The 15,520-nt window shown below is 36.6% G+C and carries 13 protein-coding genes; 8 read left to right on the top strand and 5 right to left on the bottom strand.

Annotated elements, in window-relative coordinates; all coding sequences use genetic code 11:
* Positions 1-745 precede the first annotated feature (745 nt).
* Positions 746-2,293: a polysaccharide biosynthesis/export family protein gene (locus F6K54_RS01905; RefSeq protein ID WP_293073690.1), complete on the bottom strand. Its 1,548-nt coding sequence runs from the start codon at positions 2,291-2,293 to the stop codon at positions 746-748.
* A gap of 265 nt (positions 2,294-2,558) precedes the next feature.
* Complete coding sequence (gene cysC / locus F6K54_RS01900) at positions 2,559-3,086, bottom strand: adenylyl-sulfate kinase (protein ID WP_293073687.1); 528 nt, start codon at positions 3,084-3,086, stop codon at positions 2,559-2,561.
* Between the two features lie 798 nt (positions 3,087-3,884).
* On the opposite strand from cysC, the gene F6K54_RS01895 reads away from it, so the two are divergent.
* Together F6K54_RS01895 and hetR are read left to right on the top strand one after the other, a co-directional pair.
* A complete protein-coding gene (locus F6K54_RS01895; RefSeq protein WP_293073685.1) occupies positions 3,885-4,124 on the top strand; it encodes a hypothetical protein in 240 nt (79 codons plus the stop codon).
* 611 nt (positions 4,125-4,735) lie between these two features.
* Positions 4,736-5,635, top strand: coding sequence for a heterocyst differentiation master regulator HetR (gene hetR / locus F6K54_RS01890; protein WP_293073740.1), 900 nt, complete (start codon positions 4,736-4,738; stop codon positions 5,633-5,635).
* A 369-nt stretch (positions 5,636-6,004) separates the two neighbouring features.
* On the opposite strand, the gene F6K54_RS01885 is transcribed toward hetR, so the two are convergent.
* Together F6K54_RS01885 and F6K54_RS01880 are read right to left on the bottom strand one after the other, a co-directional pair.
* Positions 6,005-6,505, bottom strand: a complete 501-nt coding sequence (locus F6K54_RS01885) for a hypothetical protein (protein WP_293073683.1) — start codon at positions 6,503-6,505, stop codon at positions 6,005-6,007.
* 295 nt (positions 6,506-6,800) lie between these two features.
* Complete coding sequence (locus tag F6K54_RS01880; protein WP_293073680.1) at positions 6,801-8,594, bottom strand: ABC transporter substrate-binding protein; 1,794 nt, start codon at positions 8,592-8,594, stop codon at positions 6,801-6,803.
* Between the two features lie 165 nt (positions 8,595-8,759).
* Between F6K54_RS01880 and F6K54_RS01875 the strand changes: the two genes are divergently transcribed.
* From F6K54_RS01875 to F6K54_RS01855, 5 genes are all read left to right on the top strand, one after another.
* Entirely contained in the window at positions 8,760-9,239 is a 480-nt protein-coding gene (locus tag F6K54_RS01875) for a flavin reductase family protein (RefSeq protein WP_293073677.1), read from the top strand.
* 444 nt (positions 9,240-9,683) lie between these two features.
* The gene (locus F6K54_RS01870; RefSeq protein WP_293073674.1) at positions 9,684-10,070 is read left to right on the top strand and encodes a hypothetical protein; all 387 of its coding nucleotides are present in this window, start codon (positions 9,684-9,686) and stop codon (positions 10,068-10,070) included.
* A 5-nt stretch (positions 10,071-10,075) separates the two neighbouring features.
* A complete protein-coding gene (locus F6K54_RS01865; protein ID WP_293073672.1) occupies positions 10,076-11,479 on the top strand; it encodes a caspase family protein in 1,404 nt (467 codons plus the stop codon).
* A gap of 31 nt (positions 11,480-11,510) precedes the next feature.
* Positions 11,511-11,699: a hypothetical protein gene (locus tag F6K54_RS01860; RefSeq protein WP_293058136.1), complete on the top strand. Its 189-nt coding sequence runs from the start codon at positions 11,511-11,513 to the stop codon at positions 11,697-11,699.
* A 113-nt stretch (positions 11,700-11,812) separates the two neighbouring features.
* Positions 11,813-12,169 carry a phenylpyruvate tautomerase MIF-related protein gene (locus tag F6K54_RS01855; RefSeq protein WP_293073669.1) on the top strand — a complete coding sequence of 119 codons (357 nt, stop codon included), beginning with the start codon at positions 11,813-11,815 and terminating at the stop codon, positions 12,167-12,169.
* Between the two features lie 151 nt (positions 12,170-12,320).
* On the opposite strand, the gene F6K54_RS01850 is transcribed toward F6K54_RS01855, so the two are convergent.
* On the bottom strand, positions 12,321-13,391 hold the full coding sequence (locus tag F6K54_RS01850) for a Gfo/Idh/MocA family protein (RefSeq protein WP_293073666.1): 1,071 nt from the start codon (positions 13,389-13,391) through the stop codon (positions 12,321-12,323).
* An 827-nt stretch (positions 13,392-14,218) separates the two neighbouring features.
* Between F6K54_RS01850 and proB the strand changes: the two genes are divergently transcribed.
* The gene (gene proB / locus F6K54_RS01845) at positions 14,219-15,328 is read left to right on the top strand and encodes a glutamate 5-kinase (RefSeq protein ID WP_293073664.1); all 1,110 of its coding nucleotides are present in this window, start codon (positions 14,219-14,221) and stop codon (positions 15,326-15,328) included.
* Positions 15,329-15,520 lie beyond the last annotated feature (192 nt).

The raw sequence follows: 15,520 nt of genomic DNA, 5'->3' as shown, positions 1-15,520 counted from the left end.
AAACGGGAATGATATCAAATCCGGTTAAACAGCCATAGAATGGTTAAGTTAGGAGGAGTCAGTCCTCAGTCCTCAGGAGTCAGGAGGAGAAAGAATTACAAAGATGAGCATAGTTATGACGATTGAAGAATTTTTTTATGTCCAATTAAACGGATTTGATATGAACGGGCAAGATGCCCATTCCACGTACAGCAGTGGGAGCATCTTGCTCCCGTACCAAGCTCCCTTGTTCCTTGTATACCATTACTGTGCAGGACTACCAATAACTAAAACCTTCTTCCTTCTTGCCTCTTTCTTCTTCCTTCTTCTAGTATGACTCAAGAACCTATCCTACTAATAATATTTTTGCTAAAAATCCTAAATATTTTGATAGTTAAAAGCGAAAAATTAAGCTTTTCAAGCACATTTTACTTAAATAAATAAGTTTGTTGAAAATAGTAGAAACGGTAAAATATAAGGAACGGGGAACGGGCAAGATGCCCATTCCACGTAAAGCAGTGGGAGCATCTTGCTCCCGTGCCAAGCTCCTTGTATATCATTAATACTATTACTATGCAGGATTACCAATAACTAAAGCCTTCTTCCTTCTTACCGAATAATTAAGGTTTAAAGCCTCTACTTTAAAGGAGAAACAAGAAAAAATTTTCATGATTAGTCAATCAATTCCGTTTTCAAGGAGAGGTAATTATTAATTATTAATTATTAATTATTAATTGTTGAACTCTTCCTTCTTGCTTCTTCCAACCTAATCAAAAATATCTAAAAATACCCCTAAAATTCGATTAATAGGACTAAAAGGAGCTAAAACACCCCTAACATTATCAGTTAAAGCTGCCCTGCCAGAACGACCAACTAAAATCACATCATTATTAAGTAAAGTAGGATTAGTTTCCTCATTAACTTCTGCAGAAAAATCTACTTGTACCTGACGACGAGTAACAGTACCGTTTGGGTTGAGACGAATAAGCTCTATTTTTTCAGTTTCAGCTCTTCCCTGGTTAAAACCCCCTGCCGCTAATAAAGCTTGATTAAGGGTACTATTCGGAACCATAGAAATTACCCCAGGGTTAACAACTTCTCCAATCAGATTAATTTTTAGATTTCCAGGAGAAAAACTTGATGCAGTAACCTCCGCTAATTCATCCAAATTAACTTCATCTGCTACTGGCACATAAATTGTATCTCCTGACTCTAAAACTAAGTCCTGGTTTAAATCTCCATTTTGCAGAAGTTGCCAAAGGTCTACTTTAATAATTTGTTCCGTACCAGCACGAGTTAGTCGGCGCACCCTAATTTGTCGAATATCTGCAGATGGAGTAATACCGCCTGCCATTTTAATTGCCTTAGTAACAGTATGCAACTTAGTATTTTGAGCAGATGAAACATTATTATCTGCTTCGGTAGAATCTGAATTTTCCTCCGTAGCTGAAAGTTGACTTTGGTCAATACCTGTTTCTAATATATATGGACCAGGACGTGCCACCTCTCCCACCACTGCAATGTTGATAGGTTGAGTATTAGTACCAGCAAAGTTAGCATTTACTAATTGAGCAGACTCTACTGGATTAACTTCAGTAATACTAGGGACAAATAAAGTATCCCCATCTCGCAGAGCAATATCTTGGCGCAAATTACCATCTTGCAATAGTTTCCATAAGTTAATACTGATGACTTGCTCTGGAGCATTTAGTTGAGTACGACGAATTTTGATTTGTCTGATATCTGCTGAAGTTGTTACTCCACCTGCAACCTGTAATGCTTTCGTCACTGTAGGTAATTGAGTCCCACCTTGAGTATCTTCCACTCCATCAACAATAGGAGAAATAGTATATGAACCTGGATGTTGGACTTCTCCAGCGATCGCTATTTTTAATGGACGTGCTGCTAAGAGATTGAGATTAACTATAGATATTTGTAGATATTCGCCATATTTTTCTTGAATTAATTCTTTTGCTTCATCTAAAGTCTTTCCCTCAACCAATACATTACCTACCAATGGCAAGTTAAGAGTGCCATCAATTTGTACTTGATGTTGGCCATTTTTTCCACTGTATTCTGGCATATTGAAGATATCTATTTGAACGCGATCGCCACTGCCGAGTGTATATGCTGTTGAGTCTGGTAAAGGAGTCTCTGGTTCAGGAATAGATATTGGTTCTGGTGCTGGAGGAAGCAGTGGTGGTTTTGCTTCAGTACCTTCAGGCCAAGGTTCTGCGAGTTTTGGTAAAGTTGAGTTTGCTGGTGGTTTCTGAGATTTTTGAGAGAGGGGTTGAGCTTGTGCAGAAGATGCCAATCCCCAGCAACTGCATAATAAAACTATGATCAGGAAAGGCAGAGGGCAGGAGGCAGAAACGAGTGCTAATTGGCGAGGTCTCTTCAGAATGTAAGACGCACTCAAGACAGGCAGAAGGAAATTGTTCCTCCTATCCTCTGGTCGTAACCGAAGGGAACAAGAGTATAAAACCTCACCGCCTACACAGCGCCTATAAAATGTCATCTTTCCCATATCTAGATTTATTTTGCCTCATTGCTAAATCTCTCCCTATCTCCCTATTTTTTTACGCTAAATGACCTGATTTTTCTAAACTACTTATTATATGAGCTACGCTTTCTTCTAATGTTTCTTTATCTGTGCAACAAATAATTTCTGGATTTTCTGGTGCCTCGTAAGGGTCGTCAATACCAGTAAAATTTTTAATTTCTCCTGCCTTAGCTTTGGCATATAATCCTTTTACATCACGTTTTTCACATACTGCCAAAGGTGCGTTTATATAAACTTCTATAAAGTTTTCATCCATTTCCCTAATTTGATTGCGTATTCCTTTATAGGGACTTATTGCTGCGGTAATTGCCACTACTCCGTTACGACTGAGGAGATGAGCTACAAATCCAATTCTCCGGACATTTATATCTCGGTCTTCTTTACTAAAAGTCAACCCTTTTGATAGATTTTCTCTAACTATATCCCCATCTAATATCTCTACTTTACGACCTCTTTCTCTTAATTTTTCTGCCACAACCTTACTTATAGTTGTTTTCCCAGCTCCACTTAAGCCTGTAAACCACAAAATGAATCCTTTTTCCATTTTAACTTAGTTTTTGCGAGTTTTGACTAATTCTACATTTTACCAGAATTGTTGAATTAGTAGGTAATACTTGTTTGACATCCTCCCCGGCCTAAAGGCACGGGGGTTCCTACCGAGCGTGAGCTTCCTCGGCGGGTTGACATATCATAGGCTGCTGCACCTACCCCTCTTGCTCCCCTCCCGGGAGCAGGGCTAATTCATTGTCGCGCCTAGAATATTAAGTTAGAAATACATTTAATTGTGCAAATATACAAATCTCTCCATTTCCCCATCCCCCCACCTCCCTATCTCCCCATCTCCCCATCTCCCCATCTCCCCATCTCCCCATCAATTTTTCTCTAGTGACAATAAATAGACCCTGCCTCCCGGGAGGGGATGGGGGTTGGTTAGGCTGGCCTCCACGTCCATACGCAAACCCTAAGTAAATTTTTTGACAAAAACAAATAAAATTTTAGGCCACTAACCTAATTAATAATTTTATTTACTGAATGGGGGTAATATAAACCGGATAATAATGGGTAGATAGTTGAAGCTTCCTTTTCATTCTTTCATAATCTGTAGAATTAATTGAGGCTTTAACTTAAAATCCGCTTCTCTTCGTAAACCCACTTTAATATCTTTTTAATTAACCCCCTTTTTCAGTTCTAGTATGACTTATTTACCACAATAGTTGGTAAATTTTTTAGTGCTAAAAATCGGTATAAAAGCAAATTAAATCCATAAGTTCTTTGCAAAATATCCTGATTTTATGTTCTATGTCCGTATCAGAGAATATACACTCTCACACGGATAAAACCTATGCAAAGTTATACAGCGATTATTTTTTCCTTTTTATTATTACTAGGTAATGCTCCTAGTAGTCAAGCTTTAATCACTGCAAATGAAGTCGAATTGTCTTCTACATTTTTCAGAGGTTCTGCTCGAACTAGAACTCATCAAGATCGTGTCAGAAAGAGAAGCATACGAGCTTTTGTGAACACAATTTGTACTTCTGAGCTTGAAAGTGACAAATGTCCTCATCGTGGTAGTGGACGCTGAAGTTCAGAAAAATGTCTCTTGTTATATTTAAGTTTGAATTTTTAATTACATAATTTGCTCAAATAGTTTGAGCCTTTGGTTTTACGATCTTAATTCTCTGAAAATTTGTCAAAAATTCTCTTGTTAATTAATAGGAGGATTTTATTGTCAATACCATAAAGTAAGCTATTGGAGATTTAAACTATATAGTTTCAGACCTTTAACTATATAGCTTCAGACCTTTAACTTGATAACAGAGAACATAAAATCTAAATAGCTTATTAACTTTAGTCATCATTGATACTACTGCTGTAAGTGGGATCGATGGTACTTTTGTGTGCTATAGTGATATAGAGTGACGTATGTAGGTATGTCAGTCAAAAGTACACAGGGTGTCAAAATCTACTAATATAACAAACTATTCGCACGCTTAGTTTGCGTGCCTGCTCTTACACCAAATGCAAAAAGTCTCAAAGACATATAATTTGTTTGGTACAAGAGTTATATTTGGCTGACTTTCTATTATTTAAGTATCATCATTGTTAGCATTATGTTTAATTTTTAATAGAGGATGATACTATGCCTCTTATGTTTTTGTTATTTTGGGGATTGTAATGAAAAATGATACCTATCTGAAAAATGATACCGATCTGATTAATAGCCTTAGCCCGAGTGCTATGGATCAGATTATGTTATATCTGGCGTTTAGTGCCATGAGGACGAGCGGGCATCGTCATGGAGCTTTCTTGGATGCAGCTGCAACTGCGGCTAAATGTGCGATTTATATGACCTATATTGAACAGAATCAAAATCTGCGCATGACAGGACATCTGCATCATATAGAACCTAAACGGGTTAAAGTCATTGTGCAAGAAGTAGAAGAAGCACTCACTAAAGGTAAACTACTAAAAATGTTAGGTTCTCAAGAACCTCGCTATTTGATTCAGTTTCCCTATGTGTGGCTAGAACAGTATCCTTGGAATCCTGGGCAATCAAGAGTTCCTGGTAATAATCTTACTATTGAGGAAAAGAGATATACTGAAACTAAACTCCCTCCAAATATGCCTGATGCTAAATTGATTAATTCTTTTCAGTTTATGGAATTAATTGAGTTTTTACACAGACGGTCTCAAGAAGATTTATCCGCAGAACGCCGAATGCCTCTGAGTGAAGCTTTAGCAGAACATATTAAACGTCGCTTGATTTATTCTGGTACAGTTACTAAGATAGATTCTCCTTGGGGAATGCCTTTTTATGCCCTGACTCGCTCTTCTTATTCCCCAGAAGATGAGGAGGAACGCACTTATATCATGGTTGAGGATACAGCTCGCTATTTCCGTATGATGAAAGATTGGGCAGAACAAAACAATAAGGTAATGCGTATTTTGGAGGAGTTTGATATTTCTCTAGATCGCTATGAGCAAGCTAAAGAAGAGTTAGACGAAATCATTAGACATTGGGCAGATCGCTATCATCAACCAGACGGAAAACAAATGATAGTACAGATGGTTTTTGGTCCCAAGGATGATTAGACATCTCCGGAAAATAGGGAGTAGGAAGTAGGGGGAAATAATTGATAATTTCTACTGATAATTTCTACGGGATAATTGATTTTATTTTTTATTATTGGAGATGTCTATTCGTCAATTACTTGTAAACTTCGATCTTTGAGGAGTTAGAAGTTTTCTAGCTCCTGATGTAATTTCAGTTATCAGTTATCAGTTATCAGTACCTCTGCAATAAGTAGGCTTCAAATATGGAATATGTTCTTTTTTTATCCCCTTAAAAGGGGAGGCTTTAGACCACAATTTTTCGGTAATTTAGTGTTAAACTGAACCTGAGTAATTTGTAAACTTCTCAAACAACTTCACTGTAAAATTATTCAGATAAGCTTTCATTACTTAGCACAATTTTCTATAGCCTCCTTCAGCATATTCCAGTAACTCTTCCCAAGTCATCCTACTAATTTTCCGCAAATCAATACTTCTTCCACTCCTAAAAATTATTGTCGCTCTTGTTCCTATAATCGTTTCTTGAATATCAACCACTAAATAATTCCGCTTATCTTTTCCCCAGTGAACTGCAGCTTCATCCCACCACTTCATTCCTTCACTTTTAAACATTTGATTTTCCATCCATTTATCATCCCATTTGTAAGGATGCCAATTTTCTTTAAGTGCTTTAATTAAAAAATTATTTGGTGCATCAAAATCTTCTCCATTACTTTTTTTCCAATACCAGTAAGATATAGTAGTCCTAAAAGCATCTTCCAAATCTTGAGAACAATAATAAATAGCTTCTTCTACTTCTGAATTCAAAAAATCTACACCTATGCTAGTCAAAGCAGGACCATAATTTTTAATTATTTCTTGGATACCTTCATCTAATTGCAAATAAAGCAAAATTTTGCCTCCATTTTATAAACCAGATAATTAGGGTTTGCTGAATCAAGTCTTTTGGTAGGGTAGGAGTCAGAATTCAGAATTCAGAATTCAGAATTCAGGAGAAATGGGAATTATAGAGAAGGTAGTCAGAAAAATTGAGGGACAATTTTTGCGACTACCTCTTCGCTCATTCCCATTTCTTCTGTCTTCCCCTCCTGGGAGGGGTTAGGGGTGGGTTTTCTTCCCCTCCTGGGAGGGGTTAGGGGTGGGTTGTCTCCTACACCTACTAAAAGACTTTTTCAGCAAACCCTAGTTACTCATTTTCTGGAGAGGGAGAAACTTCTACTTCTTGCTCATTTTTTGGTGAAGAAATAGACTCTCCATCCTGTTGACTCTCTTCCGTAGTAACTGGTTGTTCTGATTCTTCTTTTTCAGAACTTGCAGGAGATTCAACTGCTTCTTTCTCTTCTGTAGCGTTAGATAATTTTACATCATTAAATAAAGGTCGATTAAAAGCACCTATCTTAAAACCTTCAACATCTGAACTACTAACATAACTCCACATCCAACCAGGACTATAAAGTGGCATCATCACTGCATTTTCCAACAAATATTTCTGAACTTCTATCACTTTTTCTTGTCGTTCTTCTAACTTAGTTGTAGTTCGCATTTCTGTTAGTAATTTATCCAGTTCATCACTGTGATAACCCCCCATCCAACCAGGAGAATGCCACAATGTATAAAGAAAATCTGGGTCATACCAAGACCACCCCATCATATCAATAACACCATTACCTTCTGTTTGACTATTTTCCTGTTGTATTCTGGCATTAAGAGTGCCAATATCCATTGTTTCTAACTTAGTTTTGATTCCTACTTCTTCTAGTTGAGTTTGAAAGTTTTCTATTACTTTTTGACGGTTTCCTCCTTTCCAAGTTAAAAGAGTTATTTCTAATGGTTTATCCTCACTATAACCAAGTTCCTTTAATAGACTTTTTGCTTCTTTTGGGTCTGGTTTAATACTAAACTTGGAGCAAAGTTTTTCATCACTGGGAAACATCACATCTGCGATCGCACATTCGGAAGGTTTAACTAAACCTGCAAATACTTCCTCAGTTGCTTTTTTAGGATCTATTGCATAAGTTACTGCTTGTCTTGCTTTCTCATCGTCAAAGGGAGGTCTGGAAGTAACAAACTCTAAAAATACTATTTGACCAGTATTCTCCGCAGTATGAAGCTTGAATTTTGAGTCTTCCTCGAAAGCAGAAATGTCTTCTAATGGGGGTTCAGTTAAATGAATTTCTCCAGACTCCAGTGCTGCTAAACGCGCTTCCCCTTCTGGTATAGTTTTAACAATCAATTTTTTGATGTAAGGAGTACTAGAATTTTCTACTTGTCGCCCATAATTTTTGTATTCTGGGTTAGCCTCTAGTACAAGTTGTTCTCCTTGAGTCCACTCAACAAACTTAAATGGACCTGTACCTATTGCTCCTTCTATGCCAAATTTGTTGTTATAGGTTTGAATGGCAGAAGGACATATCATGCTGGAGTAAGGATCGGCGAGAAAGCGGAGAAAGGGACTAAAAGCTTCAGACATTTTGACTGTAACTGTGAGGTCGTCCACAACTTCAACAGTTTCTATTGGTCCCCAACTGTCTTTAGTGTAGTTTTCTGTCTCAGGGTTGATCGCTCTGTCGATGGTAAATTTAACCGCTTTAGCATCAAAGGTTGTGCCGTCATGGCATTTGATATTTTCGTTGAGTTTAAAGGTATATTCTTGGCCGTCATTGCTGACTGACCATTCTTTGGCTAGGTTTGGTTGGATTTTACCTTGGTTATCGAAGGCCAAAAGTGTATCGTAGATTTGATCGATTATTTGTCTAGATAATGGTGATGTTGATTTGTGGGGATCGAGGGTGTCGGAGTCGCTGTAGCGTCCCCAAACGAGGGTACCTGGTTCAGGGATGGTTGGTGTTTCTGAATTTCTGTTGGTTTGGGTGTTGTTGCAGGCGATCGCTAAGGTGGCAATTATTGATGCTATTGCTATGAAACGCCAAATTTTTTGATGAGTTAATTTTTTGAAAAAATTGTCTAGGGAAAACATCATTAAAATATTAGTTTTTTTTAACTTCGCAAGCAAAATTAATCATTATAACGCAAAATGTGCTGTATATTTTTCTATTTTTAGTTAAATTTTTAGATTTGACTACAATGCGTTAAGTTTTGTTAAAATATAAAGTGTAAACTTCATTCATAATATTTAGGTAAAACTTTGTTAGACGAACAGGCAAAGAAAATAATATTGCGTAAGATTCCTCACGGATTATACATCTGTGGTGTTAAGGATGGTGAGGAAGTTAATGGTTTTACGGCCAGTTGGGTAATGCAAGCATCTTTTGCGCCTCCCCTAGTTGTTAATTGTGTAAACAAAGATTCTAAATCCCATGCCATGATTAAGGCTAGCGGGGTATTTTCTCTGAGCTTTTTAGCAGCAGGACAAAAAGATTTAGCTCAACAATTTTTCAAACCTCAACGTCGCGTGGGAAATAAATTTGAGGATATAGAATTTTATCTAGGAGAAACTGGCTGTCCAATTATTTCAGATACTCTTGGTTATGTGGAATGTAAAGTTGTTGGTGCTGTGGAAGAAGGCGACCATACTGTATATGTAGGAGAAGTAATTGCTGCAGGTGTACATCGTGAGGGAGACCCTCTATTGTTGGAAAGTACAGGTTGGAATTATGGTGGTTAGTTGTTATATATAGCAATTAGCTTTTGTGTGTTTACTTATCTTAAAACTACTGCTGGGGAGCATAAGGCCAGAAACTTAGCGGATTAGTTTATCAATTTCTGGTGGCTCTTCTGTTCCTATCTACAGTTATCATGGGTAGGAGTTTGGACAATCTTTGCTAGATCCAGACCCTGAGCTATGGCCTTTGATTATGGAAGTGGCGATCGCTTTCCTAGATACCTAGTCCTCACGTTGTCAGTTTTGTCGATATCGTCTTTTTTCCCTGGCAAAGGTACTAAATTATAGTGCTAAGTATCTGAAATAATTAGGAAAAATACACTATAAATAACGGTACTCCGTAAGTCCTATTACATAGTTTATAATTCCAGCGTTATTCTGGTAAAAATAAACCATAAATAGCGGTACTGTATAAGTCTTGATTTTAACAAATAAGGAAATTTTTTAATGAGAGTAAATATACGATTTGAAGACGAGGTATCCAAGGTTACCTCTAATAAATTGATTGAGCTTGCAGATTTAATTAAAAAAGAATGTGGTGTTTCTGTTATACAAGAGGAACAAGAGCTTCAGCAGGGAGTAAAAGGTAAACGGACAACTGCTATAGCTATTGCTAGTTTAGTTTTCACTACTTTTCAAACAGTCATTGGTGCAGCTCAGTATTGGAAGTCTGAAAACCCAAAATATATTTTCCATATTTATTCAAATACAGATGTACTATTATGCACTCTCGACAATACAAGTCGAGAAGAAACAGATAGGGTTACTTCCATAATTGGTTCATGTCCACCAGATGTTATTGAAAATATTGAAATTAGAATATTAGCAAAATAATACTAATGGTTAATGAGTCTAATTATCCGGAAAGAATAGCTTTTGTAGTAGGAGCTGTAACAGGTAATGAATTACGGGCTGGAAAAAGAGATGTTAGTCAAGTTTTTACTCTTCTGACAGAGCCACATTTAGGCGGTTGTGATTTTAAACAGTCTAAAATAATTCCTGAGTGCCGTAAAGAAGATTTTGAATTAAGTATTTCCGAATTATTAAAGTCCTGGAATTCATCTACTCAATTGATTTTTTACTTCTCTGGCCATGGAGAAATGATTCAAAATAAGTATTGCTTTAAGTTTGATGAACAAAAGTATGCTTTTGAAAATTTGTTAACGGATTTAAAGATTTATAAAGTCAATCGCGCAATTATAATTTTAGATTCTTGTTATAGCGGTGGAGCTATGGATAACGGAACTAAAAGTAATGGAGATTCAAGATTTATTAAAGATGATCATATTCCGGAAGGAATAGCTCTGATAGCTTCTTCAAAAAAAACACAAGAAAGTTATGAATTGAAGGATGATTTACAGGGTGTTTTTACACACTTGTTCTGCCAAGGAATTAAGAGTGGATTAAATAACAAACTCACTGACAAGGGATTAATTACTATTCCAGAAATAGTTACATATATAAACAATAAATTATCACAAGAAGATTATTCTTCATTTACTCAAAAAGCACTCTATCACATTAATAAATCCGATCAAAATATCTGGATAACTAAAAATATAACAAATAAAACGAAGAAAGAATCTAATAGATATATTCAGAAATATTTACATAAAGAATATCTATATTTAGATTCCGATTATAAGAGACTAAAAGCACTTTCATCAAAACAACTTAGATTGCTTGTATTCGATAAAGAAATATATATAAAACAATTAAAAAGACATATAAAACAATTAGAAAATTGGTTAGATACAATTATTAATACCCCTGCTACTAATATAGAAAATTATAATAATCAAGGAAATACAAATATGTCAGAAAAGATGGGAGATAAAATTTATATTAGAGAAAATTATGGTCCAGTTGGTAAGGAGGGAAAAATTCATGGTGCGGTGGGCAACAAAGGAGAAATTTATGGTTTAGCTGGTAGCAAAGGAAAAATTCAAGACTCAAATATTGCTCGCACAATTAACGAAGATAAACAAAAAACTTTAGCTGAAACAGCAGCAGAAATTCAACAACTTCTCAAACAATTAGAACAATCTAATCCTACAGAAACTACGGCAGGCAAAATGGCAGTTGTTGCTCAAGCAATTGAAATTGTTGAAAATCAACCCACATTAAAACAGCGAGTAATAGGGCTATTAAAATCAGTAGGAACTGAAGGATTTAAAGAAGCTCTGAATAATCCATTTGCTAATCTTTTAGTGGCAGCTTTTCAAGGTTGGATTGAACCATAATTGAAATAAGAATATTAAAAAAATAATACCAATGGTTAATGAGTCTGATTATCCGAAAAGAATAGCTTTTATAGTAGCACCCGTAACAGGTGAAGAACTAGAGGGTGGAAAAAGAGATGTTAGTGAAGTTTTTGGTATTCTAACAGATCCATCTCTAGGCAGGTGTCATCCTAAACAGTCTATAATAATTCCCAATTGCCTTAGTAAAGAACAGCAATAGAAATTGGTTGCCTAATTACTTCTGATACCCCTGGTTATATCGAATGTAAAATTATTGGTATTCTAAAGGAAGGCAATCATATTTCATACTTATAGTTAATTATTAATTGAATTATGCCACTAATTAAAGTTCAAACTTCTGTTTCTAAACCAGAAAAAGATAAAATTGACAGCCTCTTAAAAAACCTTTCTTCTGGTATGGCAAAGCATTTTGGTAAACCAGAATCTTATGTAATGACTACTTTTGAATCAGATATTCCCATGACTTTTGGTGGTAGTAGTGATGAACCTGTCTGCTATATGGAAATTAAGAGTATTGGTAATATGAACCCTCAGCAAACAAAAGGGATAAGTCAAGATTTTTGTCAACAAATTAATCAGGTTTTAGGCGTACCAAAAAATCGAATTTATATAGAATTTTCTGATGCTAAAGGTTCGATGTGGGGCTGGAATAGTTCCACATTTGGTTGAATTTTCGTAAGCATTTCCTACGGACTGCTGCGCAAACAGCCGTCAGCTATTAACTTAATTGCCCTTGAAAAAGGAATCAGGTTTTGTTACTAGAAAAGTGGGAGCATCTTGCTCCCGTGCCAGGCATTTCTTCTTCCTTCTTCCTTCTTTCTTAACTTACTTTTAACATAGAAGTATTCAACAAATCACATTCTGAATCTGCTAAATGCCAATCTAAACCATCAAAAGCAATTTTCTCAATTAAACTAGCTAACCGCAATGCTTTAAGAGCTTGTTCTCCTCCAACTGAAGGTTGATTCCCTCCACCAACACAATGAATAAAATGCTCTAACTCTGCATGAAGAGGCTCAATATTGCTAGTATAAACCTTTTCAATTAAACCATCCTGACGATAAAGAACCTGACCATAATCAGTCACATAATCTGCTGTTGTTTGCCGATGAATCAGAATTTCATTGTTCAGAAAATCTGCCTCTGTCAAAGAACTTTTACAGTGAGCAACAATAGAACGTAATTTTTTATGTGTCACCTTACTAGCAGTTAAAGTCGCCACAATACCATTAGCAAAACCAAGAGTAGCTGTTACATAATCTAAATTTCCAGAACTAGAAACACTACTTCCACTAGCAGTTAGTTTCACAACTGGAGAAGCAACTAAATCTAGTAACAAGTCAATATCATGGATCATTAAGTCCAAAACTACAGACACATCATTAGCTCGATGAGAATAAGGACTCATCCGATGAGCTTCTAAGGCCAATAAATCTTCAGTTTTGAGGACTTTACTAAGTTCTTGAAAAGCAGGATTAAACCTTTCTATGTGACCCACTTGTAAAATTCGGTTAGCTTCAGCAGCAGTATTTACCAAAAATTCGGCCTCGGCAATACTACCAGCAATAGGTTTTTCCATTAAGACATGGACTCCTGCTTCTAAGCAAGTCATTCCTACAGCATAATGCTGAAGAGTCGGAACTGCTACACATACAGCATCAACATGAGGTAAAAGGTCTTTATAATCCTCAAAAAAACGAACTTGATATTTACTAGCAGTGTCGAGTCCTCTTTCAACATTAATATCTGCTACACCGACTAATTCTGTATCTTTGAGTAAATTTAGGACACGGGTATGATGCTGTCCCATATTACCAACCCCAATAACTCCTACACGAAGAGATTCTGGTTGACCATGTTTAGTAAAAACGGATGAATATACTTTAGACATTCTATTTAGCACTCCTAGATTCTCCTCCACCACACCTAATTAGAGTAAGGTATTGACACTCACCCGTTAAATCGGAGATTATAACGGGTGATTCTTGTTTTGCTAACGCGAAGCTGCGCTAACCGCGATTCTTAACTAGGCAACAAATCAAAACAAGTTGAGTTGCACTCCTGTTACTACCATCTCCACAAGCTTTCTTGCTCCGTCTTTACGCTAAGGAAACCTCAGCGCAGGCGGTGCGCTTTTCTTTAACCGTGTGCCCCACGGCCATTAATCCTCACCCACCCCTCTTGCTACCCTCCCGGGAGGGGATGGGGGGTGCAGCAGCTACATCACGATTTATATAGATTTTTTTGTTCAGTCTTTGCAAATTTATCTTATATGGCAGTGGAAGGAAAGGTCATTTCAGTTATCAGTTTTTGAGTTACGAGTCGGGAGTTTAGTAGAGGCAATACAGGAAAAGCTTGAAAAATACTCCCTTTGCTAAGTAGGCTGGACTAACCATTTAAGGGATTTGAGCGCTTTGATTAGATTTGTGGTTAGTCTTGTTCCTGAAAATCTAAAATTGAATATTTCATCAGTATGACTGTCACTATACCTGGAAATTATACTCAAATATAAAGAAAATATTACAATTTTCCGAATTTACTAAAATTCTATGGAATAATTAACTTCAATAAAAATTAAATTGGGGTCAGCAAATATAAAGACCTTAAATATAAAAATCTGAAAACGCCAATCTCTTATTTATTAAGGGTTTGGTGTTTTCTAATTTTGAGGTAATTTCTAAGAGTCGAAGCAATCAAAAATTAATTCAATATTTTTCGATGACAACAATAGTAATTAAAATAGGCACTTCCAGTCTGACTCGTTCTGAATCTGGAAATTTGGCCTTATCCACCATTGCTAGCTTGATCGAGACTATTGTCAATCTACGTTCTCAAGGACATCGAGTAGTTTTAGTTTCTTCTGGAGCAGTTGGTGTAGGTTGCGATCGCTTAGGACTAACTGAAAAACCTCGTAATATTGCCATGAAGCAAGCAGTAGCAGCAGTGGGTCAAGGAAGACTAATGCGAGTTTATGAAGACTTGTTTACATCTTTGCGACAAACAATTGCCCAAATCTTACTTACCAGGAGCGAGCTTGCACGACGTAGTAGTTATGTCAATGCTTACAATACATTTCAACAATTGTTGCGACTAGGTGTAGTCCCAATTGTGAATGAAAATGACACTACTGCTGTGGAAGAACTGAAATTTGGGGACAATGATACTCTATCAGCTTTAGTTGCTGGTCTAGTAGAAGCTGATTGGTTATTTATATTAACCGATGTTGACAAGTTATATTCTGCCGACCCTAGAAATAATCCAGATGCTTTACCTATTACCTTAGTAGAGCGAATAGAACAACTCGAAGAATTTCAAGTTGAAACTGGAGATTCTGTTAGTGGACGGGGAACTGGTGGAATGATTACGAAAATTGAAGCTGCCAAAATTGCCACAGCAGCAGGAGTACGAACCGTTATTACTGATGGCCAAATTCCGGAAAATATACAAAAAATCCTGAATGGAGAATCTATTGGGACTCAGTTTGAACCTCAACCACAACCAGTAAATGCCCGCAAACATTGGATTGCCAATATGTTAGTACCTGCGGGCAAGCTGTATCTGGACATGGGTGCAGTTCAAGCAATTTCTGAATATGGTAAATCTCTACTAGCTGCTGGTATTACTCAAGTGGAAGGAGAGTTTTATCCATCGGATGCTGTAGAACTATGCAATGAAGAAGGCGAGGAAATAGCTAGGGGACTTGTGAACTACAGCAATACTGAATTGCAACAAATTCTAGGTTGTCGTTCAGAAGATATACCTGATATTTTGGGCTATACAGGATCTGACACAGTAGTACATAGAGATAACCTTGTAGTCCAATGTTAACAACCTTCTCCTGATGTAAGTATTCAGCTATTAGCAGTCAGCATTTCCTGCGGAATTCTGGGCAAACAGCTTTTAAAGGTACAGGACTTAGTAAAGTTAGCTCATAGCTTTTTTATTTCCTGCGGAATGCTACGCAAACATAAGTTTTAATTCTCTTTAGAGAGTAATTCTTCCTCTGGTGTGATAGTGACT

It is taken from the genome of Okeania sp. SIO3B5, assembly GCF_010692555.1.
Taxonomy (GTDB): Bacteria; Cyanobacteriota; Cyanobacteriia; order Cyanobacteriales; family Microcoleaceae; genus Okeania.
The sequence above is the reverse complement of the archived record's forward strand: the minus strand, read 5'-3'. Positions and strand labels throughout refer to the sequence as shown.